The 23,255-nt window shown below is 46.5% G+C and carries 25 protein-coding genes; 12 read left to right on the forward strand and 13 right to left on the reverse strand.

The annotated features are described in order from the left end of the window. The first annotated feature begins 320 nt into the window (after positions 1 to 320). Positions 321 to 839 carry an FxsA family protein gene (locus BSZ04_RS09135; RefSeq protein WP_010444126.1) on the forward strand — a complete coding sequence of 173 codons (519 nt, stop codon included), beginning with the start codon at positions 321 to 323 and terminating at the stop codon, positions 837 to 839. A 66-nt stretch (positions 840 to 905) separates the two neighbouring features. On the opposite strand, the gene trmL is transcribed toward BSZ04_RS09135, so the two are convergent. From trmL to BSZ04_RS09155, 4 genes are all read right to left on the reverse strand, one after another. Then, positions 906 to 1,385, reverse strand: coding sequence for a tRNA (uridine(34)/cytosine(34)/5-carboxymethylaminomethyluridine(34)-2'-O)-methyltransferase TrmL (gene trmL, locus BSZ04_RS09140; RefSeq protein WP_005428753.1), 480 nt, complete (start codon positions 1,383 to 1,385; stop codon positions 906 to 908). A gap of 133 nt (positions 1,386 to 1,518) precedes the next feature. Beyond that, positions 1,519 to 2,127, reverse strand: coding sequence for a superoxide dismutase (locus BSZ04_RS09145; protein WP_088880266.1), 609 nt, complete (start codon positions 2,125 to 2,127; stop codon positions 1,519 to 1,521). A 72-nt stretch (positions 2,128 to 2,199) separates the two neighbouring features. Continuing rightward, positions 2,200 to 3,603, reverse strand: a complete 1,404-nt coding sequence (gene cpxA / locus BSZ04_RS09150) for an envelope stress sensor histidine kinase CpxA (RefSeq protein ID WP_038884114.1) — start codon at positions 3,601 to 3,603, stop codon at positions 2,200 to 2,202. Further along, positions 3,603 to 4,292, reverse strand: coding sequence for a response regulator (locus tag BSZ04_RS09155; RefSeq protein WP_088880267.1), 690 nt, complete (start codon positions 4,290 to 4,292; stop codon positions 3,603 to 3,605). Before BSZ04_RS09155 ends, cpxA begins: the two co-directional genes overlap by 1 nt. 191 nt (positions 4,293 to 4,483) lie before the next feature. Between BSZ04_RS09155 and BSZ04_RS09160 the strand changes: the two genes are divergently transcribed. The 3 genes from BSZ04_RS09160 (at position 4,484) to pfkA (ending at position 7,273) form a co-directional block, all read left to right on the forward strand. Further along, entirely contained in the window at positions 4,484 to 4,993 is a 510-nt protein-coding gene (locus tag BSZ04_RS09160; protein ID WP_071236402.1) for a CpxP family protein, read from the forward strand. Between the two features lie 123 nt (positions 4,994 to 5,116). After that, positions 5,117 to 6,025: a CDF family cation-efflux transporter FieF gene (gene fieF, locus BSZ04_RS09165; RefSeq protein ID WP_038884112.1), complete on the forward strand. Its 909-nt coding sequence runs from the start codon at positions 5,117 to 5,119 to the stop codon at positions 6,023 to 6,025. 285 nt (positions 6,026 to 6,310) lie between these two features. Next, positions 6,311 to 7,273, forward strand: coding sequence for a 6-phosphofructokinase (pfkA, locus tag BSZ04_RS09170; RefSeq protein ID WP_088880268.1), 963 nt, complete (start codon positions 6,311 to 6,313; stop codon positions 7,271 to 7,273). Positions 7,274 to 7,385: 112 nt separating this feature from the next. Here pfkA and BSZ04_RS09175 read toward each other — a convergent pair whose 3' ends face one another. Continuing rightward, a complete protein-coding gene (locus BSZ04_RS09175) occupies positions 7,386 to 8,765 on the reverse strand; it encodes an MATE family efflux transporter (RefSeq protein WP_038884110.1) in 1,380 nt (459 codons plus the stop codon). A gap of 228 nt (positions 8,766 to 8,993) precedes the next feature. Here BSZ04_RS09175 and BSZ04_RS09180 point away from each other — a divergent pair, with 228 nt between their 5' ends. Together BSZ04_RS09180 and groL are read left to right on the forward strand one after the other, a co-directional pair. Then, positions 8,994 to 9,284, forward strand: coding sequence for a co-chaperone GroES (locus BSZ04_RS09180; protein WP_005381516.1), 291 nt, complete (start codon positions 8,994 to 8,996; stop codon positions 9,282 to 9,284). 76 nt (positions 9,285 to 9,360) lie between these two features. Beyond that, the gene (gene groL / locus BSZ04_RS09185) at positions 9,361 to 11,007 is read left to right on the forward strand and encodes a chaperonin GroEL (RefSeq protein ID WP_005440463.1); all 1,647 of its coding nucleotides are present in this window, start codon (positions 9,361 to 9,363) and stop codon (positions 11,005 to 11,007) included. A gap of 28 nt (positions 11,008 to 11,035) precedes the next feature. Here the strand turns inward: groL and BSZ04_RS25370 are convergent, their stop codons facing one another. Further along, positions 11,036 to 11,170, reverse strand: a complete 135-nt coding sequence (locus BSZ04_RS25370; protein WP_269456893.1) for a hypothetical protein — start codon at positions 11,168 to 11,170, stop codon at positions 11,036 to 11,038. 311 nt (positions 11,171 to 11,481) lie between these two features. Between BSZ04_RS25370 and BSZ04_RS09190 the strand changes: the two genes are divergently transcribed. Beyond that, positions 11,482 to 12,045, forward strand: coding sequence for a VC2662 family protein (locus tag BSZ04_RS09190; RefSeq protein ID WP_005425048.1), 564 nt, complete (start codon positions 11,482 to 11,484; stop codon positions 12,043 to 12,045). Positions 12,046 to 12,122: 77 nt separating this feature from the next. Here BSZ04_RS09190 and BSZ04_RS09195 read toward each other — a convergent pair whose 3' ends face one another. Beyond that, positions 12,123 to 12,620: an MgtC/SapB family protein gene (locus tag BSZ04_RS09195; protein ID WP_038884106.1), complete on the reverse strand. Its 498-nt coding sequence runs from the start codon at positions 12,618 to 12,620 to the stop codon at positions 12,123 to 12,125. A gap of 96 nt (positions 12,621 to 12,716) precedes the next feature. Further along, positions 12,717 to 13,739, reverse strand: a complete 1,023-nt coding sequence (gene epmB, locus BSZ04_RS09200; protein ID WP_088880269.1) for an EF-P beta-lysylation protein EpmB — start codon at positions 13,737 to 13,739, stop codon at positions 12,717 to 12,719. A gap of 32 nt (positions 13,740 to 13,771) precedes the next feature. Between epmB and efp the strand changes: the two genes are divergently transcribed. Both efp and BSZ04_RS09210 read left to right on the forward strand, forming a co-directional pair. Beyond that, positions 13,772 to 14,338 carry an elongation factor P gene (efp, locus tag BSZ04_RS09205; protein WP_005456976.1) on the forward strand — a complete coding sequence of 189 codons (567 nt, stop codon included), beginning with the start codon at positions 13,772 to 13,774 and terminating at the stop codon, positions 14,336 to 14,338. A gap of 200 nt (positions 14,339 to 14,538) precedes the next feature. Then, positions 14,539 to 15,222: a nitroreductase family protein gene (locus BSZ04_RS09210; protein WP_088880270.1), complete on the forward strand. Its 684-nt coding sequence runs from the start codon at positions 14,539 to 14,541 to the stop codon at positions 15,220 to 15,222. A 77-nt stretch (positions 15,223 to 15,299) separates the two neighbouring features. On the opposite strand, the gene frdD is transcribed toward BSZ04_RS09210, so the two are convergent. From frdD to frdA, 4 genes are read right to left on the reverse strand one after another with little or no spacing between them, the layout of a single operon-like run. Next, entirely contained in the window at positions 15,300 to 15,677 is a 378-nt protein-coding gene (gene frdD, locus BSZ04_RS09215; protein WP_009707853.1) for a fumarate reductase subunit FrdD, read from the reverse strand. Between the two features lie 12 nt (positions 15,678 to 15,689). After that, positions 15,690 to 16,073 (reverse strand): fumarate reductase subunit FrdC, encoded by a 384-nt coding sequence (gene frdC, locus BSZ04_RS09220; protein ID WP_038884101.1) that lies wholly within the window; start codon positions 16,071 to 16,073, stop codon positions 15,690 to 15,692. 2 nt (positions 16,074 to 16,075) lie between these two features. Then, entirely contained in the window at positions 16,076 to 16,834 is a 759-nt protein-coding gene (locus BSZ04_RS09225) for a succinate dehydrogenase/fumarate reductase iron-sulfur subunit (protein WP_010444063.1), read from the reverse strand. Beyond that, entirely contained in the window at positions 16,834 to 18,654 is a 1,821-nt protein-coding gene (gene frdA, locus BSZ04_RS09230) for a fumarate reductase (quinol) flavoprotein subunit (RefSeq protein WP_088880271.1), read from the reverse strand. Before frdA ends, BSZ04_RS09225 begins: the two co-directional genes overlap by 1 nt. 449 nt (positions 18,655 to 19,103) lie before the next feature. On the opposite strand from frdA, the gene epmA reads away from it, so the two are divergent. The 3 genes from epmA (at position 19,104) to BSZ04_RS09245 (ending at position 21,996) form a co-directional block, all read left to right on the forward strand. Further along, positions 19,104 to 20,075 (forward strand): elongation factor P--(R)-beta-lysine ligase, encoded by a 972-nt coding sequence (epmA, locus tag BSZ04_RS09235; RefSeq protein WP_088880272.1) that lies wholly within the window; start codon positions 19,104 to 19,106, stop codon positions 20,073 to 20,075. A 143-nt stretch (positions 20,076 to 20,218) separates the two neighbouring features. Beyond that, positions 20,219 to 20,854: a TetR/AcrR family transcriptional regulator gene (locus tag BSZ04_RS09240; RefSeq protein ID WP_010444056.1), complete on the forward strand. Its 636-nt coding sequence runs from the start codon at positions 20,219 to 20,221 to the stop codon at positions 20,852 to 20,854. Positions 20,855 to 21,039: 185 nt separating this feature from the next. Beyond that, entirely contained in the window at positions 21,040 to 21,996 is a 957-nt protein-coding gene (locus BSZ04_RS09245; RefSeq protein WP_088880273.1) for an acetyltransferase, read from the forward strand. Positions 21,997 to 22,084: 88 nt separating this feature from the next. Here BSZ04_RS09245 and BSZ04_RS09250 read toward each other — a convergent pair whose 3' ends face one another. Further along, positions 22,085 to 23,215 carry a murein hydrolase activator EnvC family protein gene (locus BSZ04_RS09250; RefSeq protein ID WP_088880274.1) on the reverse strand — a complete coding sequence of 377 codons (1,131 nt, stop codon included), beginning with the start codon at positions 23,213 to 23,215 and terminating at the stop codon, positions 22,085 to 22,087. Positions 23,216 to 23,255: the final 40 nt, after the last annotated feature.

Consider the following 23,255-nt stretch of genomic DNA (forward strand, 5'->3'; position numbering starts at 1 on the left):
GACTTATGTGGCACATAATACTGTACCTAGCGCATAAAAATAGTAACTAGATCACCTTTTTCGCTTTTGATGCGTCAATATTTTGCAAAGTATGAACGAGTTATTAATAACCCTTAATGGGTAGTCTAATTTGCTGGACAAAGTTGGATTTTAAGAGTTCGAAATTAGCCCTTTTCATATGCACTTTTTTGTATATGTCACCTTATTGTTCGAGGAGATGACACCGTGCATTCTCTTTAGTATTAACACGCTTTTTTACAACGATTCGTTTGAGCTTAGCAGCATTTTCCCTTTACACTGCAAATAACAAAGGAGGGCATGTGTTTCCTATCTTATTATTGGCGTTTATTTTCGTCCCGATCATTGAAATCGGCCTATTTATTCAGGTGGGAGGCTTTTTAGGTCTCTGGCCTACGATTGCTTTGGTATTGATCACGGCATTTGTCGGCGCGTCTTTGGTGCGTAGCCAAGGCATCCAGACGTTGATGTCAGTGCAAGGTCGCTTAGAGCAAGGTGAGCTTCCAGCTCAGCAGATTTTTGAAGGTGTGATGTTGGCCGTCGCTGGTGTGCTGTTATTAACACCGGGCTTCATGACAGATGCATTAGGTATGTTAGTGTTGTTGCCAGCACCACGAGCAGCGATTGCAAAATACTTAATGAGTAAGATGGTGGTGAAGACCATGAACGGTGGCGGCTTCCACGCCAATTACTCAAACCAAGGTCCATTCGAGCAAGACCCGTACCGTCGTGACCCATATGATTCTCAATCGGATAACGGCAACACTTTCGAAGGTGAGTACGAGCGTAAAGACGACGATGATCGTAACAAGCTCAACTGATTCACTCAGTAAGAAAAACAAAAGGGCGCATGCAGCGCCCTTTTTAGTATCTGTAGTTTGGTGCGTTTACATTGCGCCTTCAAAACCCATTTGACGCCATGCCTCAAACGCAATGATAGCAACGGCGTTAGATAGGTTTAGGCTGCGTGCGTCCGGCATCATTGGAATGCGGATACGCTGCTCCATTGGCAAACTTTCAATCACTTCTGCTGGTAAGCCACGCGTTTCTGGGCCAAACATCAGCACGTCACCTTCTTGGTACTTCGCATCCACGTGATGACCAGTGGTTTTTGTCGTGCATGCAAACAGGCGGTAGTTGCCTTGTTTCTCTTTCTCTAAGTACTCTAAGAATGCTTGATAATCTTTATGACGCGTCACGCGAGCCAAATCATGGTAATCCAAACCTGCGCGGCGGACTTTCTTCTCTTCAAGATCAAAACCTAGTGGCTCAATCAGGTGGAGATTCGCACCACAGTTAGCACACAGGCGAATGATGTTGCCGGTGTTCGGCGCGATTTCTGGTTCGTATAGAGCGATATCAAACATGGTATTGAATTAGATTGGTTAAAACAGGCGAGCAGTATATACCCAAGTCACCATGAGAAGCGAGATTCAGCACAATGACTGGGTATAGAAGAGGGCATTTTGGTGAACCTTGTCGTCCGCTCGTGAAATAGAGTTAACCTAATGCGCGAGCATAGTTCTCTTCTACCGCTCGCCAGTTCACTACATTCCACCATGCGTCGATATATTCAGGACGGCGGTTTTGGTAGCTGATGTAGTAAGCGTGCTCCCATACATCAAGTGCTAGGATAGGCTCACCTTGTTGCGCGGCAACGTCCATCAATGGGTTGTCTTGGTTGCTGGTGGAGGTAATGTGAATCTCCCCATCCTTTACGATTAGCCAAGCGAAGCCAGAGCCAAAAGTATTGATAGCTGCTTGTGCGAACTCGTCTTTGAATGTCTCGAAGTTGCCAAACTTGTCGTTGATGGCTTGTGCTAGGGCACCTTGAGGTTCACCACCACCATCTGGTGACATGCAGTTCCAGTAAATGATGTGGTTGTAATAGCCGCCACCGTTGTTGCGAATTGCTGGGCTGTGTTGAGAAATGCAAGCGAAGATGTCATCGAGGCTTTGGGTCTCGAGAGCGCTGCCCTTTGTGGCAGCCATGAATTTATCGTAATAAGTTTTATGATGTTTGCTGTAGTGAACTTCCATGGTTTTCGCATCGATGTACGGCTCTAACGCATCGTATTCGTACGGAAGCTCTGGGAAAATGTGCGACATTGTAAATCCTCCTTTATGGAGGATTTACTTTAATGTTAATGAAAATCATTATCAACTTTGATCTTTGTGGGGTTATTTGCCCGCACTGATCAATGGCAGGGTAATGGTGACACGTAAACCACCGAGCGGACTACGACTCGCGACAATCACGCCACTGTGCTGGCGGATAGCACTTTCGGTAATGGTTAAGCCTAAGCCAGTGCCTCCCGAATGTCGATCGCGCGCGGTCGATACCCGATAGAACGGGCGGAAAATTGCGTCCAGCTCTTCGTCTGGTACGCCTTCACCATTGTCATCGACCACAATGCTGAGAGTGTCGAATGAATCCTGAATGTCGATCTTCACTTCATCTTTACCGTAGTAAATCGCATTGCGGATGATGTTCTCTACTGCGCTCATCAACAATTTAGGGTTCCCCGAGATACTGCGATCAGGCAAGGCAGAGTAGCTGAGGCTTTTACCCATCTGTTCGGCTTCGAACTGCGCGTCTTTGATGATTTCTTCCCATAAGCTGGCAATTGGCTGAGTCTCACGTGTCATGTGGCTGTTCACTTGCATACGTGATAGCTCCAGCAGTTCGGCAATCATCTGCTCTAAACGCTGGGCTTCGGTATCAATACGAGTCAGCTCAGGGCTTTCACCTTGTTTACGAGTTGCTAGAGCACTTGCCATGCGCAGACGAGTGAGCGGTGATCGCAACTCGTGTGAGATGTCTGAAAGCAAACGCTGTTGACCAGAAATCATCTGATTCACGGCCTCGACCATTTGGTTGAAGCTGGTACCTGCTTGGCGAAACTCGGTGGTGCCTTTTTCCAAATTTGGGTCGATGACAAATTCACCTTTAGCAACGCGTTGTGCCGCGGTTTCCAATCGTCGAGCTGGTTGGCTCAATGCCCACGCTAACCATAGCAATAGCGGTGTACTCACCAACATGACGGCGAGGAGTAATTGCAATGGGTGATCGAACAGGCGCAGCATGATTGGTGGTGGTTCGTTCCACTTAAAACCGACGTACATCAGTAGGTCAGAATTGGCGATTTTGATCGGCACAGGGCCCGCAATCATGTAACGGCCGTAGAGTTTTTGTTTCGGTTGTGATTGATCTTCAATGCTGGTGACAAAGTTTTGCAGAGCGCGCAGCTTAAAGTCTTTGTGACTCGAGGTGCTTAGTACATTGCCCTCGTGATCTGAAAAGAAGATGCGCGGACGCGGATCGTGTTTGCTTCTTCGTTGTCCGTCAACGCTAAAGAGAATCTTGCCGAGGTTATCTTGATTGCGATACTTCTTCTCAATGCCGTCACGTATTTCTAGCATACGTTGATAATGCTCTTTTGGAATGTCGCGCGCTTTCCGTGGATCAAGGTGGGGTAATGACAGCACAGCCATCAGAACCAAAAACATAGTGAACCAAAAGATGGCAAAGATGCGTCCATACAAGCTGTTTATCTTCGGCAGTTTAAAGCGTGGTGCTCGCATTAATCCTCCTCAATCAACATATAGCCGCGCCCACGTAGGGTTTTAATGCGTGGCTTACCGTTGCTTTGATCTGGCAGTTTTTTACGTAGATTGGACACGTGCATATCGATCGCGCGGTCAAAGGCCGCGAGGCGCTTGCCAAGTACGTCAAGACTCAATGTTTCTTTAGTGAGTACTTGTCCTGGGTTCTGTACAAAGTGAGTCAGCAAGGCAAATTCTGTGGTGGTTAAATCCAGCAGAACCTCTTCACAATAGGCTTCTTGTTTACCTGGGTAGAGTTTGATTTCTTGGTACTCAATGCAGTCGCCGTTTTTGCTGCTTTTCTGAGTGCTGCTGGTACGACGCAAGATGGCACGAATACGCGCTAGTAATTCGCGGTCACTAAATGGCTTAGGCAGATAGTCGTCCGCCCCTAGCTCCAAACCGATCACACGATCTATCTCTTCACCTTTGGCTGTCAGCATTAGCACGGGTGTTTCCCAGTTTTCACGCAGGCGCTTTAAGGTTTCCATTCCATTGAGTTTTGGCATCATGACATCGAGTAAGATGAGGTCGATCTCATCATGAACAGCGGCGAGTCCTGCTTCTCCATCGTTGGCTTCGCTGACATTAAAACCTTCGAAGCTCAGCACTTCCTTAAGTAGGCTGGTTAGCTCAGTATCGTCATCAATCAAAAGAATGTTTGCCATTTGAGTACCTATTTATCATTCGTGGTCGCTTTAATATTACATGGTAATGATGAGCAACAATGAGTGTAAAAATCACTCTTTACGATTCTTTACGGTCTCTATACGTCGCTTTACCTAGCAGGTCGTATTCTACACTCAAGCGCTGTGAGAACAGCTCAGAAGAATCACTAACCTGTGTAAGGAATCGTATTATGAAAACTGCAAAGAAATTAGTACTAGCGGCTGTTGTTCTACCTCTAACTCTAGGTACAGCGAGTGCATTCGCATTTGGCGGTAAAGACCACAAAGGTCATCGCGGTGAGTGCGGCATGGGTATGGACCGTGGCATCATGCGTCAACTAGACCTGACGGATGCACAAAAAGACCAATTAAAAGAAATGCGTGAAGCAAACAAAGCAGAAATGAAAGCAAAATTTGCTGACGGTCACGAAGCTCGCATGGCAGAGCGTCAAGCTCACCACGACAAAGTACAAGCACTACTATTGGCTGATAACTTCGATGAAGCTGCGGCAAACGATCTAGCAAAAGAGATGGTTGAGAAGCAGACTGAGCGTCGCGTTAAGATGCTAGAGAAGAAACATCAAATGCTAAGTGTGCTAACGCCGGAGCAAAAAGAAAAATTTGTTGAGCTACAGAAAGAGCGCCAACAAGAGTGTGGTGAGAAGATGCAAAAACGCATGAAAAAGCATCACGAAAGCTAATTGCTGATAGATAAAATTAAAGAGGTAGCCAGAGTGCTGCCTCTTTTTGATCTTGGCGATTTCATACTCATTACATGATTCTCAAGGTATACTCAAAATACGGTATGAGTTAACTCTTTGATTATGAAACAGCAATATGCACGCTTAGTCACGATGGCTGCCTGGACGGCTACCATCGTTGCGACACTTCTTTTGATTGTTAAAGTCATCACTTGGTGGGTGACGGGATCGGTCAGTTTACTTGCCTCTTTAATTGACTCGATGTTGGATATCGCCGCTTCGGTGGTAAATCTTATTGTGGTGCGCTATTCCCTGCAACCGGCTGACAGAGAACACACTTTTGGTCACGGTAAAGCCGAGTCGTTGGCCGCTTTGGCGCAAGCCATGTTTATCTCTGGTTCTGCGGTATTCCTGATCCTAAATGGTATCGAACGTTTCTTCCGCCCGCATGAACTCAATGCCCCAGAGCTCGGTGTTTACGTCTCTCTTTTCGCCATGGTGGTGACCTTTGGACTTGTGATGTTCCAAAAGCATGTTGTACGCATGACAGGCAGTCAGGCGATCGCAGCAGACTCTCTGCACTACCAAACTGACTTGTATATGAATGGTGCCATTATGGTGGCATTAGGCTTGAGTTACTTTGGTGTCACCCAAGCTGATGCGGTATTTGCGATTGGTATTGGTATCTTCATTTTATACAGCGCTTTCAAGATGGTTAGCGAGGCGATTCAGACCTTACTGGATAGAAAACTGCCTGATGAAGAGTTGGAGCAAATTCGTCAAGAATGCTTGAAAGTTGAAGGCGTATTGGGAGTGCATCAACTGCGTACACGTATGTCAGGCCCAACACGATTTATCCAGCTGCATTTGGAGCTAGATGACAATTTACGCTTGATTGAAGCTCATCATATTGCGGATAAAGTTGAAGATAATTTGCTTGAACTGTTTCCTGAAGCGGATGTATTGATCCACCAAGATCCGTTGTCGGTGGTGTTTGGGCCAGAGAAAGAACAAAAAGCGCAAGATTGGTAACGGTCGAAAAATCGGGCTAAGTCTAACGACAAACAAGCGCTTATTGACTATCTTTCCATCACTACTTATTAAGAATCGTGATCCTGATGTGAATCAACGAAGTTGCAAAGAGAAACTGTAATACTCTTACATAAGTAGAAAAGTTACATAAAAAAGTGTGTTTTCATTGGTATTCCTGTAGAGGAAATGTAACATAACGCACAGTTCTGGATTATGCAGGTTGCTTGGTAACAAGGGGCCTAGAAGAAAATTAAATAAATTGATTGCCAAAGATCGAGGGTGAGCATGATTAAGAAGATCGGTGTTTTAACAAGTGGCGGTGACGCACCTGGTATGAACGCTGCAGTACGCGGCGTAGTTCGTACAGCACTATCTGAGGGATTGGAAGTTTACGGTGTTTACGATGGCTACCTAGGTCTATACGAAGACCGCATTGAACAGCTAGATCGTTCTAGCGTTTCTGATGTGATCAACAAGGGTGGTACATTCTTAGGCTCTGCACGTTTCCCTGAATTCAAGGAAGTAGCAGTACGTGAACAAGCGATTGAGAACCTTAAAAAGCACGGCATCGATGCACTAGTTGTTATCGGTGGTGACGGCTCTTACATGGGTGCTAAGAAACTGACTGAAATGGGCTACCCATGTATCGGTCTACCAGGCACAATCGATAACGATATCGCAGGTACAGATTACACAATCGGTTACCTAACAGCGCTAAACACAGTTATCGATGCTATCGACCGTCTACGTGACACGTCTTCTTCTCACCAGCGTATTTCTATCGTAGAAATCATGGGTCGTCACTGTGGTGACCTAACTCTGATGTCTGCAATCGCAGGTGGCTGTGAGTACATCATTACTCCAGAAACTGGCCTAGATAAAGAGAAGCTGATTGGTAACATCCAAGACGGTATCTCTAAAGGTAAGAAGCACGCAATCATCGCACTAACTGAGCTGATGATGGATGCGAACGAACTAGCGAAAGAGATTGAAGCGGCAACTGGTCGTGAGACTCGCGCCACGGTTCTTGGTCACATCCAGCGTGGTGGTCGTCCAACAGCATTCGACCGTGTTCTAGCATCTCGCATGGGTAACTACGCAGTTCACCTACTAATGGAAGGCCACGGCGGTCGTTGTGTTGGTATCGTGAAAGAGCAACTGGTTCACCACGACATCATCGATGCAATTGAGAACATGAAGCGTCCAGTACGCAACGACCTATACCAAGTTGCTGAAGAGCTATTCTAAGCCTGCTTGATAAAGTCAAAATCAAAAAAACCGCGGTTATCCGCGGTTTTTTATTGTCTGAAACTTGTCTGAGCTGAAATCCGCCTGAGATTGAGACTAGCGTTATGTGGAACTAAGAGCTCGCGTGTTCTGCTAATGTCATACGACGCTCGCGCAGGGCAAAGAGATAACCTAGTAAGCCGCCTAGTGTGTTACCCAGAGCAATGCCAATAAACAAGCCTTCGATGCTATAAAGCTGACTGCCAATCCACGCCGCGGGCAGAGTGAAGACAAATAAGCGCATAAAGCTCCATTGGAAGGCTCGCAGCGGCTTGTGCATCGCGTTATAGCCACTGACTAACATCATCACAATGCCTTGGAAACCATAGCTAAATGGCACGACTAATAGGTAATGCCACAGCAAGTCTTTTACTGCCGCTTCTTGGGAGAACAGTGCAGCAAGAGGAATGCTAAGAGGCACCATCATCAAGAAGATAAAACCTTGAAACACCACCGCAAAGCGCATGCTGAGGAACCAGCCTGAAAATGCGCGAGCAGGGTTATTGGCCCCAAAGTTTTGCGCCATAAACGGGGTAAGTGCAGAGGTCAGCGACATCAACACCAGAATCAAGATCGACTCAATACGCTGCGCTGCGCCATAAGCTGCCACCGCTGCGGTACCGTGATTGGAAAGTATCATCATCAGAATCGCGCCAGAGAGTGGCGTCATCGCATTCGAGAGAGCGGCGGGTGTGCCTATCTTGAGCGTTTGCTGCCAGTCTTGTTTGATGAGCGACCATTGCGGCGCGGCAAGCAGCTTTTCGCGTTTGATCAATACATAGAAAGAACCGCACAACGCACCAAACCAACTGAATGCACTGGCAATCGCAGCGCCTTGAATACCGAGCTCAGGGAAAGGGCCATAGCCAAAGATCAGTAAAGGGTCGAGAATGCCGTTAATAAGCCCCGCGAGCATCATGATCTTAGCTGGAGTTTTGGTGTCACCAGTGGCTCGAATGGCACTGTTGCCCGCCATTGGAATCACTAACAGAGGAATGGTCAGATACCAGACTTGCATGTACTGCTTGATCAGTGGAATGGAGTCTTCTTTTGCGCCAAGGAAGCTAAACAAAGGTTCGATAGTAAAGAAGCCCAGTGTCGAAGCGATAGTGACCAGAGCAACGGCAAGCAGTAAGCCATGACTGGTAAAACGAGCAGCTTGGGAAGACTGCCCTTGGCCAAGTAAGCGGCCGATATTAGTCGACAGCCCCATACCAATGCCCATAGTGATGCAGTTCACCGCAAAGGTCACTGGGAAGGTATAACTGATTGCCGCCAGTGCTTCGGTGCCTAACAGTGAAATGAAAAAGGTATCAACCAAGTTAAACATCAAAATCGCGATCATGCCCATGGTCATGGGGATGGTCATTTTGCGTAATGTGTCGGGAATGGGCGCGGTCAGCAAACCATGTTTGTCTTGGGCCTGATTGTCCGGCTTGTTCTTTTCCAGCATTTTTGACGTCTATCTGGTGAGGGAAGTGCAAGGATACAAGAAAGCCGTTGCCTCGGCGAGTGAGCATTTCGTACGCAAACCGTTGCCTGGCTGCTGGTTATTTTAACTAAGTCACAAAAAAATCACGTCTACCCCTTGGGATCGTTGGGTTTGCCCCTTATATAGTGATCACGTGCCCTACGCGGGCAATTATCAAATAAACATGGAAACTTTCAGGAGAGACGACCGATGAACATTCGTCCATTACATGACCGAGTTATCGTAGAACGTAAAGAAGTTGAATCAAAGTCAGCGGGTGGCATCGTTCTAACTGGTTCTGCTGCGGAAAAATCGACACGTGGTGTTGTTCTAGCTGTAGGTAAAGGCCGCATCCTAGAAAACGGCACAGTGCTGCCATTGGACGTTAAAGTTGGTGATACCGTTATCTTCGCTGAAGGCTACGGCACTAAGACTGAAAAGATCGACGGTAAAGAAGTGCTAGTAATGTCTGAAAACGACATCATGGCGATCGTTGAGTAATAGCAATCATTGAGTAATTTTTTGCTCAGATTCAAATACTAATCAAAATTTAAGAATTTAGAAAAGGAAACTAAAGATGGCTGCTAAAGACGTTAAATTTGGTAATGACGCACGAGTTAAAATGCTAGAAGGTGTAAACGTTCTAGCGGACGCAGTAAAAGTAACGCTGGGCCCTAAAGGTCGCAACGTAGTTCTAGACAAATCTTTTGGTGCACCAACAATCACTAAAGATGGTGTATCAGTAGCGCGTGAAATTGAATTGGAAGACAAATTCCAGAACATGGGCGCACAAATGGTTAAAGAAGTTGCGTCTAAAGCAAACGACGCAGCGGGTGACGGTACAACAACAGCAACCGTACTAGCGCAAGCAATCGTAAACGAAGGTCTAAAAGCAGTTGCAGCGGGTATGAACCCAATGGACCTTAAGCGCGGTATCGACAAAGCAGTTATCGCAGCGGTTGAGCAACTAAAAGAGCTTTCTGTTGAGTGTAACGACACTAAAGCAATCGCACAGGTTGGTACTATCTCAGCGAACTCTGACTCAAGCGTAGGTAACATCATTGCTGAAGCAATGGAAAAAGTTGGCCGCGACGGTGTTATCACTGTTGAAGAAGGTCAAGCACTACAAGATGAGCTAGACGTAGTAGAAGGTATGCAGTTCGACCGCGGTTACCTATCTCCTTACTTCATCAACAACCAAGAAGCAGGTTCTGTTGATCTAGAAAACCCATTCATCCTTCTGATCGATAAGAAAGTATCGAACATCCGTGAACTTCTTCCAGCACTAGAAGCAGTAGCAAAAGCATCTCGCCCACTACTGATCATTGCTGAAGACGTAGAAGGTGAAGCACTAGCAACACTAGTTGTGAACAACATGCGCGGCATCGTGAAAGTAGCAGCAGTTAAAGCGCCTGGTTTCGGTGACCGTCGTAAAGCAATGCTACAAGACATCGCTATCCTAACGGGCGGTATCGTGATTTCTGAAGAAGTTGGTCTAGAGCTAGAAAAAGTAGCACTAGAAGACCTAGGTCAAGCGAAGCGCGTTGCAATCACAAAAGAAAACACAACCATCATCGATGGCGTGGGTGAAGAAGCAATGATCCAAGGTCGTGTTGCTCAAATCCGTCAGCAAATCGAAGATGCAACTTCAGACTACGACAAAGAGAAACTACAAGAGCGCGTTGCTAAGCTAGCAGGCGGTGTTGCAGTGATCAAAGTTGGTGCAGCAACTGAAGTTGAAATGAAAGAGAAGAAAGACCGCGTAGAAGATGCACTACACGCGACTCGCGCAGCGGTTGAAGAAGGCGTTGTTGCTGGTGGTGGTGTAGCGCTAATCCGTGCAGCATCTAAGATTGTTGACCTAGAAGGCGACAACGAAGAGCAAAACGTTGGTATCCGCGTTGCACTACGTGCAATGGAAGCGCCAATCCGTCAAATCACGAAGAACGCAGGTGACGAAGAGTCAGTAGTAGCGAACAACGTGAAAGCGGGTGAAGGTTCTTACGGCTACAACGCAGCAACAGGCGAATACGGCGACATGCTAGAGATGGGTATCCTAGATCCAACTAAAGTAACTCGTAGCGCACTACAATTCGCAGCATCAGTAGCTGGTCTAATGATCACAACTGAAGCGATGGTTACTGACCTACCACAAAAAGACGGCGCAGGTATGCCTGACATGGGTGGTATGGGCGGTATGGGTGGTATGGGCGGCATGATGTAATAGCCAGCCTATCTCTTTGCTCTAAGGCTTAATTACTGCGTCGAGCATGCTCATTTACTAGCGTAAACTGCGCGTGCTCTCCTTGTTCTAAAGCCATAGAGCGTTGAGCTAGACTACCGATAAAGTTCGATAAGCCGAGGTGGATGCCTCGGCTTTTTTGCATCTGCTGTTTTTGGCGCGAGAAAAAGCAGGCGTTTGAGAAGGTTAACCTTCGTTTTTACCTCCAATATGGCATTGAGTTCCTTAACTTATTCTGAGCAATAGAATGGGGTAAGTTGATATAAAAATACGCAATTGTGCGGGTATTGTGCGTAAATCGTCAGGGAAAATGCAGATAAATAATTATGATGAATTAATTGCTTTATTTGTCAGAGAGTTAAATATGACTTCCAGCTAACATTTATTGAGTTAAAATGGCGCAAAATTTGTACATTACACTATGTTGTAAAGTGATTATTCCCCATGGAGATGAAAATGAAAAAGCTTATGACGTCATTGGCTGTTGCAGCCGCTATTGCTTCACCTGTTGCTCTTGCTGACAGCACGCCAGTTATGTTCTCGACTATCGATAACACTAACGCACCTTCTAACTCTTCTGTTGGTGGTGTTCGTCTTGCGGTTCTTCACGGTCAAGTGAACGAAGTGAAAGGTGTCGACTTCTCTCTACTTGGTATGTCTGAAACAGACCGCACAACGGGTGTTAACTTCGGCCTTTTCTTTGGTGCGTCTAAAGTAAACCAAGAAATGAAAGGTGTTTCGCTAGGTCTATTCAACTGGAACCAAGGCCAAACAACCGGTCTTAACCTAGGTGCGGTAAACGTGACTAACAACGTTGAAGGTTTGAACTGGAGTGCGGTGAACTACTCTGAAGGTTACACAATGGCAGATATCGGTCTGGCAAGTATCTCTAAAAAATCTAACTTCCAGCTAGGTTTCTTCAACATGACTGACCAAATTGACGGTGTGCAAATTGGTCTTCTAAACTGTGCAGACAACGGTTTCTTCAAGTGTTTCCCAATCGTAAACTTCGCGAAATAAATTAAGCGATCTCTTACGATAAATACCAGATACAAAAAGACCCCGGCATGATGTCGGGGTCTTTTTTATAGTGTTGTTTATTTGATTAAACGCGTAGGCGTTTTTCGTTGCTGCATTTTCTGGTGTACGCCACGACGTAGCGCTTTAACACGGTTTTCTGCTCTATCTACGCCAAGTAATACGGTCAGCGCCAACACGGTAATGATGATCGATTGCGATAAGTAGCCTAACCCAATCATCAACCCTAGCCCCGCCAAGACCCAAATCACTGCCGCGGAAGTCACGCCGTGAATTTTACCGTCTTGCGTCATCATCACCCCTGCACCTAAGAAGCCAACGCCAGTGATGATCTGGCCAAGTACGCGAGCTTGATCGAGAGTGTTTGGCGAGAGTGAAACCGCCATCGACATAAACAGGTAAGTACCAGAGATAACGAGAATTGCGGTTCGAATACCAACAGGCTTACCGCGAGTTTGGCGCTCTATACCGATCATTAAGCCGTTGATGGCGCAACAGGCTAACGCAGGCCAGCTGAATGGGCCAAGATCGAATAATTGTTCAAAAGTTGCTTGCATCTTAACCTCCAAGATTGTCGGAGTATGCATAGATAAGACCGTCCGATCGAACAAAAGCTTTTATTTGTTACGATAAAATCCTATACGAGCAACACGCTACTCCAAGTGCAAATCCAGTGGCGTTTTGCTTGGGCGGCCGCCGATTTCTCGGGCTAGCTTAGGTACCAAGTAACCAGAAACACGTGTAATGACACCGCGCATGATTTCTTTAGCTTTATCATCAGAAACAAAGAAGTGCGCAGCGCCTTGTACTTTATCCAAGACGTGCAGGTAATACGGCAAAATGCCACTGTCAAACAAAGCCTCATTGAGGGCAACTTGTGCTTCTACGTTGTCATTGACACCTTTCAGCAATACACCTTGGTTCAGCAAAGTCACACCAGCTTGCTTTAACTTGGCCATTTGAGCAGAAAATTCAGCGTTGATTTCGTTGGCGTGATTGATGTGAGTCACCAAGAGGATCTGTAGGCGAGAAGCACGAAGTAGCTGGCACAATTCGTCAGTAATACGAGCAGGGATCACGACAGGCAAACGACTGTGAATACGTAGGCGTTTGATATGTGGGATTTGTGCGATGTGCTCCAATAGCCAGTGAATCTCATCGTCTTTGGCCATTAACGGATCGCCGCCGGAGAAGATCACTTCGTTTAACTCAGGTCTTTGCGCCATGTATTCTAGGCATTTGCTCCAAGCTTGTTTACCACTTTTATTCTCTTGATAAGGGAAGTGGCGACGGAAGCAATATCGACAGTTTACGGCGCAGCCACCTTTCACGATCATCAAAGCGCGATTGTGGTATTTATGCAGTAGTCCGGGGATGTCGTTATCTTGCTCGTCCAATGGGTCATTGGAATAACCGTCATGTACCTCAAACTCAGCACTCAAAGGTAATACTTGGCGTAAAAGTGGATCGTAAGGATTGCCTTTTTCCATCCTATCGACAAAACTTTGCGGTACACGCTGTGCAAACAGCTTGCGCGCAGCAAACCCGTCTTGCCATGGCGATGGATCAATTTCCAACATTTCTAGCAGTTTTGCAGGATCAGAGATCCCATTCGCTAACTGTTTGAGCCAGTTTTGCTCAACAGATTCGACTTTTCGGGTTATTATGTGCGGCATTGAATTTAGCTCTAAGAATGTAAGAGGACAAAATGGCTACAGTTAGCACCAATGAATTTAAAGGCGGCCTTAAGTTAATGCTTGATAACGAGCCTTGTGTAATCCTGGAAAACGAATACGTTAAACCAGGTAAAGGCCAAGCGTTCAACCGCGTTAAAATTCGTAAACTTCTTTCTGGTAAAGTGCTAGAGAAAACATTCAAGTCTGGTGACACTTGTGAAGTGGCAGACGTAATGGATATCGATCTAGATTATCTATATTCAGACGGCGAATTCTACCACTTTATGAACAACGAAACTTTCGAGCAGATCGCTGCAGACGCGAAAGCGGTTGGTGAAAACGCTAAATGGTTGGTAGAAAACAACACTTGCATGATCACACTTTGGAACGGTAACCCAATTACGGTTACGCCACCAAACTTCGTTGAGCTAGAAGTTACAGATACAGATCCAGGTCTGAAAGGTGATACTCAAGGTACTGGTGGTAAACCAGCTACACTAGCAACTGGCGCTGTTGTTCGTGTTCCACTATTCATCGCAATTGGCGAAGTGATCAAAGTTGACACTCGTACTGGTGAATACGTAGGTCGTGTGAAATAGTTTCACCCAAACGTATCATATGGAAAAGGTCGCTTTGGCGGCCTTTTTTATTGCCTGTCACTCTTCCTTATTTTGCCTGTCATTTGTCGATGAATATTTGCGCTTTATCTCAATATCACATTGATTTTATGAAGATTAAAAGGCGAGGGTGAAATTTGTGGCTATAGTGAATCAACACCCAACAAGCGCAAGGAAGCACTATGTCGACTCAAGAACAACATCATCCACTCATCGATTTTGTGGAATATCCTCCGCAAGAAATGGCGGCAAGAGCTGTACATAATCTTGAGCAACTTCAACGCCGTCATTCGATTCGTAGCTTCTCCGACCGCCCAGTGGCGAAAGAAGTCATTGAGCACTGTATTCGAGCGGCAGGTACAGCTCCGAGTGGGGCAAACCATCAGCCTTGGCATTTTGTTGCGATTAATAGTGTGGAAGTGAAAGGCCAGATCCGCCAAGCCGCCGAAGAGTTAGAGCGTTCTTTCTATGAAGGGAGAGCAGGGCAAGAATGGCTAGATGCACTGAAACCTCTAGGTACCAATGCCAGCAAGTCTTATCTAGAAAAAGCACCGTGGTTGATCGCGGTGTTTTCGCAGAAGAAGGGCGGCATGAGTAACGATGGGGAGCAAACCAATTATTACGTGCACGAGTCAGTAGGGATTGCCACAGGCTTTTTGCTTCAAGCACTGCACAATGCAGGGCTGGGGACGCTGACTCACACGCCAAAGCCGATGAGTTTCTTGAGCAAGATTTGTGGGCGAGACAACGATGCCGACCGTCCATATATGTTGATTGTGACGGGCTATCCGGAAGAAGATGCGACCATTCCAGAACATGCGATGCACAAAAAGTCACTGGATGAAATCGCGACCTTTATTGAGTAGCGCTTGGCATTCAAACACGAGTTACAGGCAATAAAAAAGCTGGCGAGGTGCCAGCTTTTTTCATTTTCTTCAGATTCTTAGATCATGAAGATAAAGATAACTGCGAGTGCAGAGATAAGGCCTGCAAACGCGTAACATGCGATCTTACCTACCACACCAGTGTGGAATTTTAGGTCGTGCATGCCGTGGTGTACACGGTGCATTGCATGCCACATTGGTAGTGCTAGTGTACCGATGATGAACAGTGCACCAATGATGCTAGTCGCGAACTCAGATACGCGCTCGTAGCTCATTGCTTCTGCATCAATGATGCCTAGTGGAACTAGGATACCCAGTACTAATACCGTGATTGGCGTGATCATCGCAAACCAAGTACCACCGGCGCCAAATAGACCCCACCAAATTGGCTCATCAGAACGCTTTGGTGCTGTGTTAACACTATAATTCGGTTTCATTACTAAAGCTCCTTACACCACGATGAGAACGATCAGTGAGATGAACGCGACCGCTGCCCACTGAGTCAGAACGATGATTTTCTTATCCACTGGTTTGCCTTTCAGGCGAATTGGCATTACCTGTGGCATCATGCTGAAGAAGGTTTGTGCGTGGAACAGGCTACCTAGTAGAGCAACGATGTTGATTGCTACGACGATAGGGTTCGCCATGAAGTCCAACCAACTTTGCCAAGCTTCAGGCCCTTTCACTAGTGAGCCTAGGCCGACTGTTAGGAAGATCGTGAATAGGATCAGAGGAAGCACCGTTGCTTCACGTACCATGTAGAAGCGGTAGAAAGGATGGTTCTTCCACCATGTGCGTTTTATTTCGCGAACGTAAGGTTTACGGTTGCTCATCCTTATGCCTCCACTTTCTTTGGTGAACCATCAGGTTTCAACATCGCAATCACGAAGTCCATAGAAGACTCCACTTTGCCTTGGTTTACTGCCGCTGCAGGATCTACGCTCTTCGGACAAACTTCAGAACAGTAACCAACAAACGTACAACCCCAAGCGCCGTTTTCGCCGTTGATCAGCTTCATACGCTCGGCTTTACCGTTGTCACGGCTGTCTAGGTTGTAACGGTGTGCCAGAGTCAGTGCTGCAGGGCCGATGAACTCAGGGTTCAAACCAAACTGAGGACAGGCTGCGTAGCAAAGACCACAGTTGATACAGCCAGCAAACTGCTTGTATTTCGCCATTTGCTCTGGTGTTTGTAGGTTTGTGCCGTCTTCTGGTTTGCGGTCGTTACCGATGATGTAAGGCTTGATAGCTTCTAGGCGCTCGATGAACGGCGTCATATCAACGATCAAGTCTTTCTCGATTGGGAAGTTTGCAAGTGGCTCGATAGTTACGCCATTCGGGTAATCACGTAGGAAGCTCTTACAAGCGAGCTTAGGCACGTTGTTTACCATGATGCCGCAAGAACCACAGATCGCCATACGACAAGACCAGCGGTAAGACAGATCTTTGTCTAGGTGATCTTTGATGTAACCAAGTGCATCAAGTACGGACATGGTTTCATCAAATGGAACTTCGAATGTTTGTTTGTATGGTTCCGCGTCCTTCTCAGGGTCGTAACGCAGAATGTCTACTTTTTGAATGCGGTTTGCTGACATTATGCTTGCTCCTCTGCGCTCTTCGCTTCTGCTTCAGCGGCTTTCTCTGCAGCAGCTGCTTTCTCTGCCGCTTCACCGTATAGACGTGCTTTTGGCTGAGATTTAGTGATCTTCACGTTACTGTAGTCGATGCTTGGTGCTGCATCTTCTTGGAAGAATGCGAGTGAGTGTTTCAGGAAGTTCTCATCGTCACGCTCAGTGCAACCGTCGTCTAGACGTTGGTGCGCACCACGAGATTCTTTACGTAGGATTGCTGAGTGAACCATCGCTTCTGCTACTTCTAGGCCGTAACCCACTTCGATAGCGTATAGAAGGTCAGTGTTGAACACTTTGCCTTTGTCTTTGATGCTGATTTTCTTGTAACGCTCTTTCAGCTCAGTGATTTTCTCAATGGTTGCTTGCATCAAGTCTTCTTGGCGGTAGATACCACAACCCGCTTCCATGGTGTGACCCATTTCAGTACGGATATCTGCCCAGTTTTCTTCGCCTTCTTGGTTCATCAGTGCTTCGATACGTGCTTCAACCGCTTTCACTTGAGCAGCGATAGACTCTTCGTTCCAGCCTTTGAATTCGGCAGCACGTTTCACGGCTTGTTCACCCGCAACGCGACCAAATACCACGAACTCAGCCAGCGAGTTAGAACCTAGACGGTTTGCACCGTGCAGACCAACAGACGCACATTCACCGACTGCGAACAGACCTTTAATGCGAGTTTCACATTCGCCGTTGGTTTCAATACCACCCATGGTGTAGTGAACGGTTGGACGAATTGGAATTGGCTCTTTTGCTGGGTCAACGTTCACGTAAGCTTTTGCTAGTTCACAGATGAATGGCAGACGCTCTTGTAGGTACTCTTCACCTAGGTGGCGAAGGTCTAGATGCACCACATCACCAAGAGGGTGTTTGATGGTGTTGCCTTTCTGTTGTTCGTGCCAGAAAGCTTGAGAAACTTTGTCACGAGGACCAAGTTCCATGTATTTGTTTTTCGGCTCGCCCACAGGAGTCTCTGGGCCCATGCCGTAATCTTGTAGGTAACGGTAGCCGTCTTTGTTAACGATGATACCGCCTTCACCACGACAACCTTCGGTCATCAGGATACCTGTGCCAGGAAGACCAGTAGGGTGGTACTGAACGAATTCCATATCACGTAGAGGAACGCCGTGACGGTAAGCCATCGCCATGCCGTCGCCCGTTACGATACCGCCGTTGGTGTTACAGTGGTAAACGCGACCTGCGCCACCTGTTGCTAGTACGACAGACTTCGCTTTAATCGTAACTAGTTCACCTTCAGACATGTGGATTGCAATCAGACCTTGTACTTCACCTTCATCAACAAGCAAGTCGACAACAAAGTACTCATCAAAGCGCTTGATGTTGTCGTACTTCATCGACGTCTGGAATAGCGTGTGAAGCATGTGGAAGCCAGTTTTATCTGCAGCGAACCAAGTACGTTCAACCTTCATACCACCAAAGCGGCGTACGTTGACTTCACCGTTCTCTTTACGACTCCATGGGCAACCCCATTGCTCCATTTGGATCATTTCGCGAGTCGCGTTCTCTACAAAGTATTCAACAACGTCCTGTTCACATAGCCAGTCACCACCGCCAACGGTATCGTTGAAGTGATTGTCTAAACTATCCTCATCCTTGATAACTGCTGCTGAGCCACCTTCTGCAGCAACCGTATGGGAGCGCATTGGGTAAACTTTAGAAATAAGTGCTACTTCTAAGTCCGGGTTTGCTTCAGCCGCTGCAATAGCAGTACGAAGACCAGCGCCGCCTGCGCCGATGACTGCGATATCTGTGGTGATAATTTGCACAGTTATCCTCCAGTGTGTGATTGCGGAAATCCGCTTGTTATTGTGGGTGTGAGGAAGGCCTTTTTGGGCTATCCCTCAAAAGTAGTAGGGTTAGTGTAGGGGAGGCTTGTGGCAGAAAAATTGATGTATTTGGGTTTTTTCTCCGGTAATGCACACAAGAGCATAGAAATTCTAGGTTATGTGACTGCTATCACGGCACGAAACGCATGACATACAAACGTAATTTCTATCAATGTTGCACTTCTGTTGCGCGACATTAGTATCATTGATAATAGGCTTAGTTGTGAATGTTTTTTGTACTGTAGAACGTGGAATGCTTGCTTCAATTTTAATCGATTGTTATTCGTATTTACTCAATCACATTTGAGCAATTTCCCCCCTCGATGAACTAGGCAAAGCATGCCAAAATTGCTATTTTCCCCGCTCATTAATGTACTGAGAGTTTTGTTATGCAAACCAACTGGCAGCCTACTGCGTCTATGGAACAACTTCGTCAACGTGCCGCGTTGATCACCGACATTCGTCAATTCTTTGCCGAGCGACAGGTGATGGAAGTGGACACGCCAGCCATGAGTCACGCGACAGTGACAGACATCCATTTGCATACCTTTCAGACTGAGTTTGTCGGCCCTGGTTATGCGGATGGTAGCAAGCTGTTTTTCATGACTAGCCCAGAGTTCCACATGAAGCGTTTGCTCGCTGCGGGCAGTGGTTGTATCTATCAAATCAACAAAGCATTCCGTAATGAGGAGAACGGTCGTCACCACAACCCTGAGTTCACCATGTTGGAGTGGTACCGTATTGGTTTTGATCACCACAAGCTGATGGATGAGATGGACGACCTGCTACAACTAGTATTGAAGTGTGGCGCAGCGGAGCGTATGACTTACCAGCAAGCCTTTATTGATGTGCTCGGCGTGTGCCCACTAGAAGGCTCAATGCAAGAGCTAAAAGCGGTGGCGGCTAAACTAGGGCTGAGTGATATTGCCGAGCCTGAAGAAGACCGTGATACTTTGCTGCAATTGTTGTTCAGCATTGGTGTCGAAGCCAAGATTGGTCAGCAAGTTCCGGCATTTGTTTATGACTTCCCTGCATCGCAAGCGGCGCTGGCAAAGATCAATCCGCAAGACAACCGAGTAGCGGATCGCTTCGAGGTGTACTTCAAAGGCATTGAGCTGGCGAACGGTTTCCATGAGTTGGACAACCCGAAAGAGCAATTGGCGCGCTTTGAACAAGATAACGCTAAGCGTCTGGAAATGGGCTTGAAACCACAGCCGATCGATTACCATTTGATTGGTGCATTAGAAGCTGGCTTGCCAGATTGCGCTGGTGTAGCCCTGGGGGTTGACCGCTTGATCATGCTGGCATTGGGTTGTGATCATATTGACCAAGTGACGGCTTTCCCATTCCCAATCGCTTAGTGTTATTGCTCATAGCCGGCCGAAAATAGAAGCGCTGTTGGCGTATAACTGGTCTGCTATGTTGCTGTATTTTTGCCCTCTATCGACCTACCAAAGTGAAGTCGCTATACTCGAAAGGTTAATGAAGAGGGAATACGATAACCATGAAAACGCGCGACAAAATTGTCTATGCCGCACTGGAGTTGTTTAATCAACATGGTGAGCGCAATATTACGACGAATCACATTGCTGACCATATTGAAATTAGTCCAGGCAATCTCTACTACCATTTCCGTAATAAACAAGAAATCGTACGCGAGATCTTTGCACTTTATTCTGCAGAGCTACTAGAACGATTTACTCCAATCCAAGGTTCTCAAGAAAGTCTGACCATGCTGAAAAGCTACCTCGACTCGATCTTCACTTTGATGTGGAAGTACCGTTTTTTCTACGCAAACTTACCAGAAATTCTGTCTCGAGATGAGCAGTTACATGATGAATACATGGATGTTCAAGAGAAGCTGCAAGCAAACCTGATTGCGATCATGCAAGAGTTTGTGGCGTTAAAGCTGCTGAATGTTGACCAAGAACAGTTGAAGTCACTGGTATGCACGCTGCACCTTATTGCGTGTAGTTGGTTAGCTTACCAATCGGCAATGTCTCCAAAGACCGAAATCACCGAGCAAATGGTAAAACAGGGCATGCTGCAAATGCTTAACGTGGTTAAGCCTGTGGCGACCGAGCAGGGCATGGAACAACTACTGCTGCTTGAAGAAGCGGTGAGCCGACTGCACAGTTAATACTATTTTCCCTCCTTATTAAATCTAGAAAATGAGAGTATGGTTCTACGCTTAAAGTTTAGAGCGCAGCTCTCATTTTCAGCTCCCTCCTCGAGTTGACTTGCTGTGCTCATTTCGCACAATAGGATTCATGCACGCCCAAACCATCCGTTGGGTATGACTCTCGATACAGGAATTATCGACCAATGAACTACGACATTTTTAATGGCGATGCTGACGGCATCATCGCATTACTGCAACTGCGTTTAGCCGACCCAATCGATGCTGAGTTGGTGACGGGCGTTAAGCGCGACATCAAGCTGGTGGAAAAAGTGGAAGTGCAAGCGGGCGATGAGCTAACAGTGTTGGACATTTCAATGGAAAAGAACATGGCTGGTCTAGAGCAAGCTTTGGCTCAAGGCGCACACGTGTTTTATGCAGATCACCACAAAGCGGGAGAGATACCTCAGCATGGTAATTTGGATGCGCACATCGATCTTGATGCCAATATTTGTACTGCTTTGATAGTTGACCAATTATTAGGTGGTCGCTTCCATTTATGGGCAATCACCGCCGCTTATGGCGATAACTTGATTGCTAGAGCCGATGCGCTGGCAGATAAAGTTGGACTCAGTGCAGAGCAAAAGGCGCAGTTAAAAGAGCTGGGTACATTGATTAACTACAACGGCTACGGCTCTAAAGTTGATGACCTCCACTTTCATCCTGCCGATTTGTACCAAGCGTTGAAGCAATACGTGTCACCATTCGATGTGATTGCAGATAAAGCCTCACCTTACTACAAATTGCAATCGGCTTATCAGCAAGATATGGACGCGGCATTAGCGATTCCAGCAACTCATGAAAGCGCTAAGCTCAAGCTGTTTGAATTGCCAAACAACGCGGCATCACGCCGAATCAGTGGCGTTTATGGCAACTGGCTTGCAAACCAAAACCCAGACTCTGCGCATGCGGTATTAACTGAAAATACTGATGGCACTTACACGGTTTCTCTTCGCGCACCGTTGAATAACAAGCAAGGTGCCGTGGCTGTGTGTGGGCAGTTCCCAACTGGTGGCGGCCGAGAAGCTGCAGCGGGTATCAATGCGTTAAGTAAAGATGATGTCAGTGCCTTTATCGACGCAGTAGAGACTCATTACGCCTAGCGTTTTTCTAAATGTGAATACAACAAAGGAGCCGATTGGCTCCTTTGTATTTAATTATCGGTTTATAAACTGCAATGACAAACGGTAGTTATAAACGTTTTAACCAAGATTTTGGATTTTGCGCTTCGCTGTTCCGGCGGATTTCGAAGTAGAGTGAAGCTCTGTCTTGACCACCGGTATCCCCCGCGAGAGCTATCACTTCGCCAGCAGTAACCTTGTCGCCCTCTTTCTTAGTCAGAGCTTGGTTGTAGCCATATAGCGTCATGTCACCCTTGCCGTGGTCGAGAAGTACCACTAGACCGTAACCGCGTAGGTATTCGGCAAATACCACGGTACCTGAATAGACCGCTTTCACTTGCTGGCCGTAGCTGGCAGATAACACCATGCCTTTCCAGTTTACTTGACCTGTTTGCTTGGTACCGAAGCTATGCAAAACACGTCCTTTGAGAGGCCACGGTAGCTTGCCTCTTTGCTTAGCAATACCATCCATCGGGACGGCGTTGCGTTTGGCAGCCTTTGCTATTTCTGCTTTCAATCGGGTTTCGTTGCGTTGCAGTTCAGCCAAGTAACGCTTGTCGTCTTTGATGTTCTTTTGAATGTTCCCCAACGTTTTTTTTCGGTTGGATTGTGTTGAGGCTAATGACGCACGCTTTTGAGATTGTTGTTTCAACAAGTTCTCAATTTGCGTTTTTTCAAGCTCAAGCTGATTTCTATTGTGTGCCAACTCTTCTGTAATTTTGCTTATCGCATCAATGACTTCTGAACGAGCTTTAGCAAGGTGTTGGAAATACTGACTAATGCGGTCTTCTTCAATGCCTTCATTTAAAAGGTGACCATTAGCTTTAGCTCGTTCAGTGACATAGTAGGTTTGAATCAGCTGTTTGAGTTGTTCCTCTTGGGCTTGGCGTTGCGCTTCTTGCAGAGAAATCTTCTCTTCCAATTTATTGATATTTTGATCTGCTTTTGCGAGTTCCGATTTCGTTTGTTTAATATCTCGCTCAAGCTTTGATATACCAAGCTCTTGATCTTTTAACGACTTTTGTAAGTCATTCAGTTTTTTTTCTTGGGAGGTAAGTGACTGTTGTTGACGATTAATTTCGCTTTTTACGCCCTTTAACTCTTGCTGGCTCGCTGCAAAAGTTGAGCTGGAGAATGTGGCAGATAATGCGCAAGCTAAAATAACCGCAGAGCGGGTGACAACAGAATTACGTTCTTTCACTTGATTACAACCTACCACACTAACATTAAGAAAAAGTCGA

Origin of the sequence: Vibrio rotiferianus, from assembly GCF_002214395.1 — a bacterium.
In the GTDB taxonomy this organism is placed as follows: domain Bacteria; phylum Pseudomonadota; class Gammaproteobacteria; order Enterobacterales; family Vibrionaceae; genus Vibrio; species Vibrio rotiferianus.

Excerpts from the sequence above, each read along its gene's own strand:
- BSZ04_RS09240 (WP_010444056.1), top strand. The coding sequence starts at position 20,219 with ATGAAAACGCGCGACAAAATTGTCTATGCCGCACTGGAGTTGTTTAAT.
- BSZ04_RS09195 (WP_038884106.1), bottom strand. The coding sequence starts at position 12,620 with ATGCAAGCAACTTTTGAACAATTATTCGATCTTGGCCCATTCAGCTGG.
- cpxA (WP_038884114.1), bottom strand. The coding sequence starts at position 3,603 with ATGCGAGCACCACGCTTTAAACTGCCGAAGATAAACAGCTTGTATGGA.
- fieF (WP_038884112.1), top strand. The coding sequence starts at position 5,117 with ATGAAACAGCAATATGCACGCTTAGTCACGATGGCTGCCTGGACGGCT.
- BSZ04_RS09245 (WP_088880273.1), top strand. The coding sequence starts at position 21,040 with ATGAACTACGACATTTTTAATGGCGATGCTGACGGCATCATCGCATTA.
- trmL (WP_005428753.1), bottom strand. The coding sequence starts at position 1,385 with ATGTTTGATATCGCTCTATACGAACCAGAAATCGCGCCGAACACCGGC.
- BSZ04_RS09190 (WP_005425048.1), top strand. The coding sequence starts at position 11,482 with ATGAAAAAGCTTATGACGTCATTGGCTGTTGCAGCCGCTATTGCTTCA.
- BSZ04_RS09180 (WP_005381516.1), top strand. The coding sequence starts at position 8,994 with ATGAACATTCGTCCATTACATGACCGAGTTATCGTAGAACGTAAAGAA.
- BSZ04_RS09145 (WP_088880266.1), bottom strand. The coding sequence starts at position 2,127 with ATGTCGCACATTTTCCCAGAGCTTCCGTACGAATACGATGCGTTAGAG.
- BSZ04_RS09225 (WP_010444063.1), bottom strand. The coding sequence starts at position 16,834 with ATGTCAGCAAACCGCATTCAAAAAGTAGACATTCTGCGTTACGACCCT.
- pfkA (WP_088880268.1), top strand. The coding sequence starts at position 6,311 with ATGATTAAGAAGATCGGTGTTTTAACAAGTGGCGGTGACGCACCTGGT.
- epmB (WP_088880269.1), bottom strand. The coding sequence starts at position 13,739 with ATGCCGCACATAATAACCCGAAAAGTCGAATCTGTTGAGCAAAACTGG.
- efp (WP_005456976.1), top strand. The coding sequence starts at position 13,772 with ATGGCTACAGTTAGCACCAATGAATTTAAAGGCGGCCTTAAGTTAATG.
- BSZ04_RS09210 (WP_088880270.1), top strand. The coding sequence starts at position 14,539 with ATGTCGACTCAAGAACAACATCATCCACTCATCGATTTTGTGGAATAT.
- epmA (WP_088880272.1), top strand. The coding sequence starts at position 19,104 with ATGCAAACCAACTGGCAGCCTACTGCGTCTATGGAACAACTTCGTCAA.
- frdC (WP_038884101.1), bottom strand. The coding sequence starts at position 16,073 with ATGAGCAACCGTAAACCTTACGTTCGCGAAATAAAACGCACATGGTGG.
- frdD (WP_009707853.1), bottom strand. The coding sequence starts at position 15,677 with ATGAAACCGAATTATAGTGTTAACACAGCACCAAAGCGTTCTGATGAG.
- BSZ04_RS09160 (WP_071236402.1), top strand. The coding sequence starts at position 4,484 with ATGAAAACTGCAAAGAAATTAGTACTAGCGGCTGTTGTTCTACCTCTA.
- BSZ04_RS25370 (WP_269456893.1), bottom strand. The coding sequence starts at position 11,170 with ATGCAAAAAAGCCGAGGCATCCACCTCGGCTTATCGAACTTTATCGGT.
- BSZ04_RS09155 (WP_088880267.1), bottom strand. The coding sequence starts at position 4,292 with ATGGCAAACATTCTTTTGATTGATGACGATACTGAGCTAACCAGCCTA.
- groL (WP_005440463.1), top strand. The coding sequence starts at position 9,361 with ATGGCTGCTAAAGACGTTAAATTTGGTAATGACGCACGAGTTAAAATG.
- BSZ04_RS09175 (WP_038884110.1), bottom strand. The coding sequence starts at position 8,765 with ATGCTGGAAAAGAACAAGCCGGACAATCAGGCCCAAGACAAACATGGT.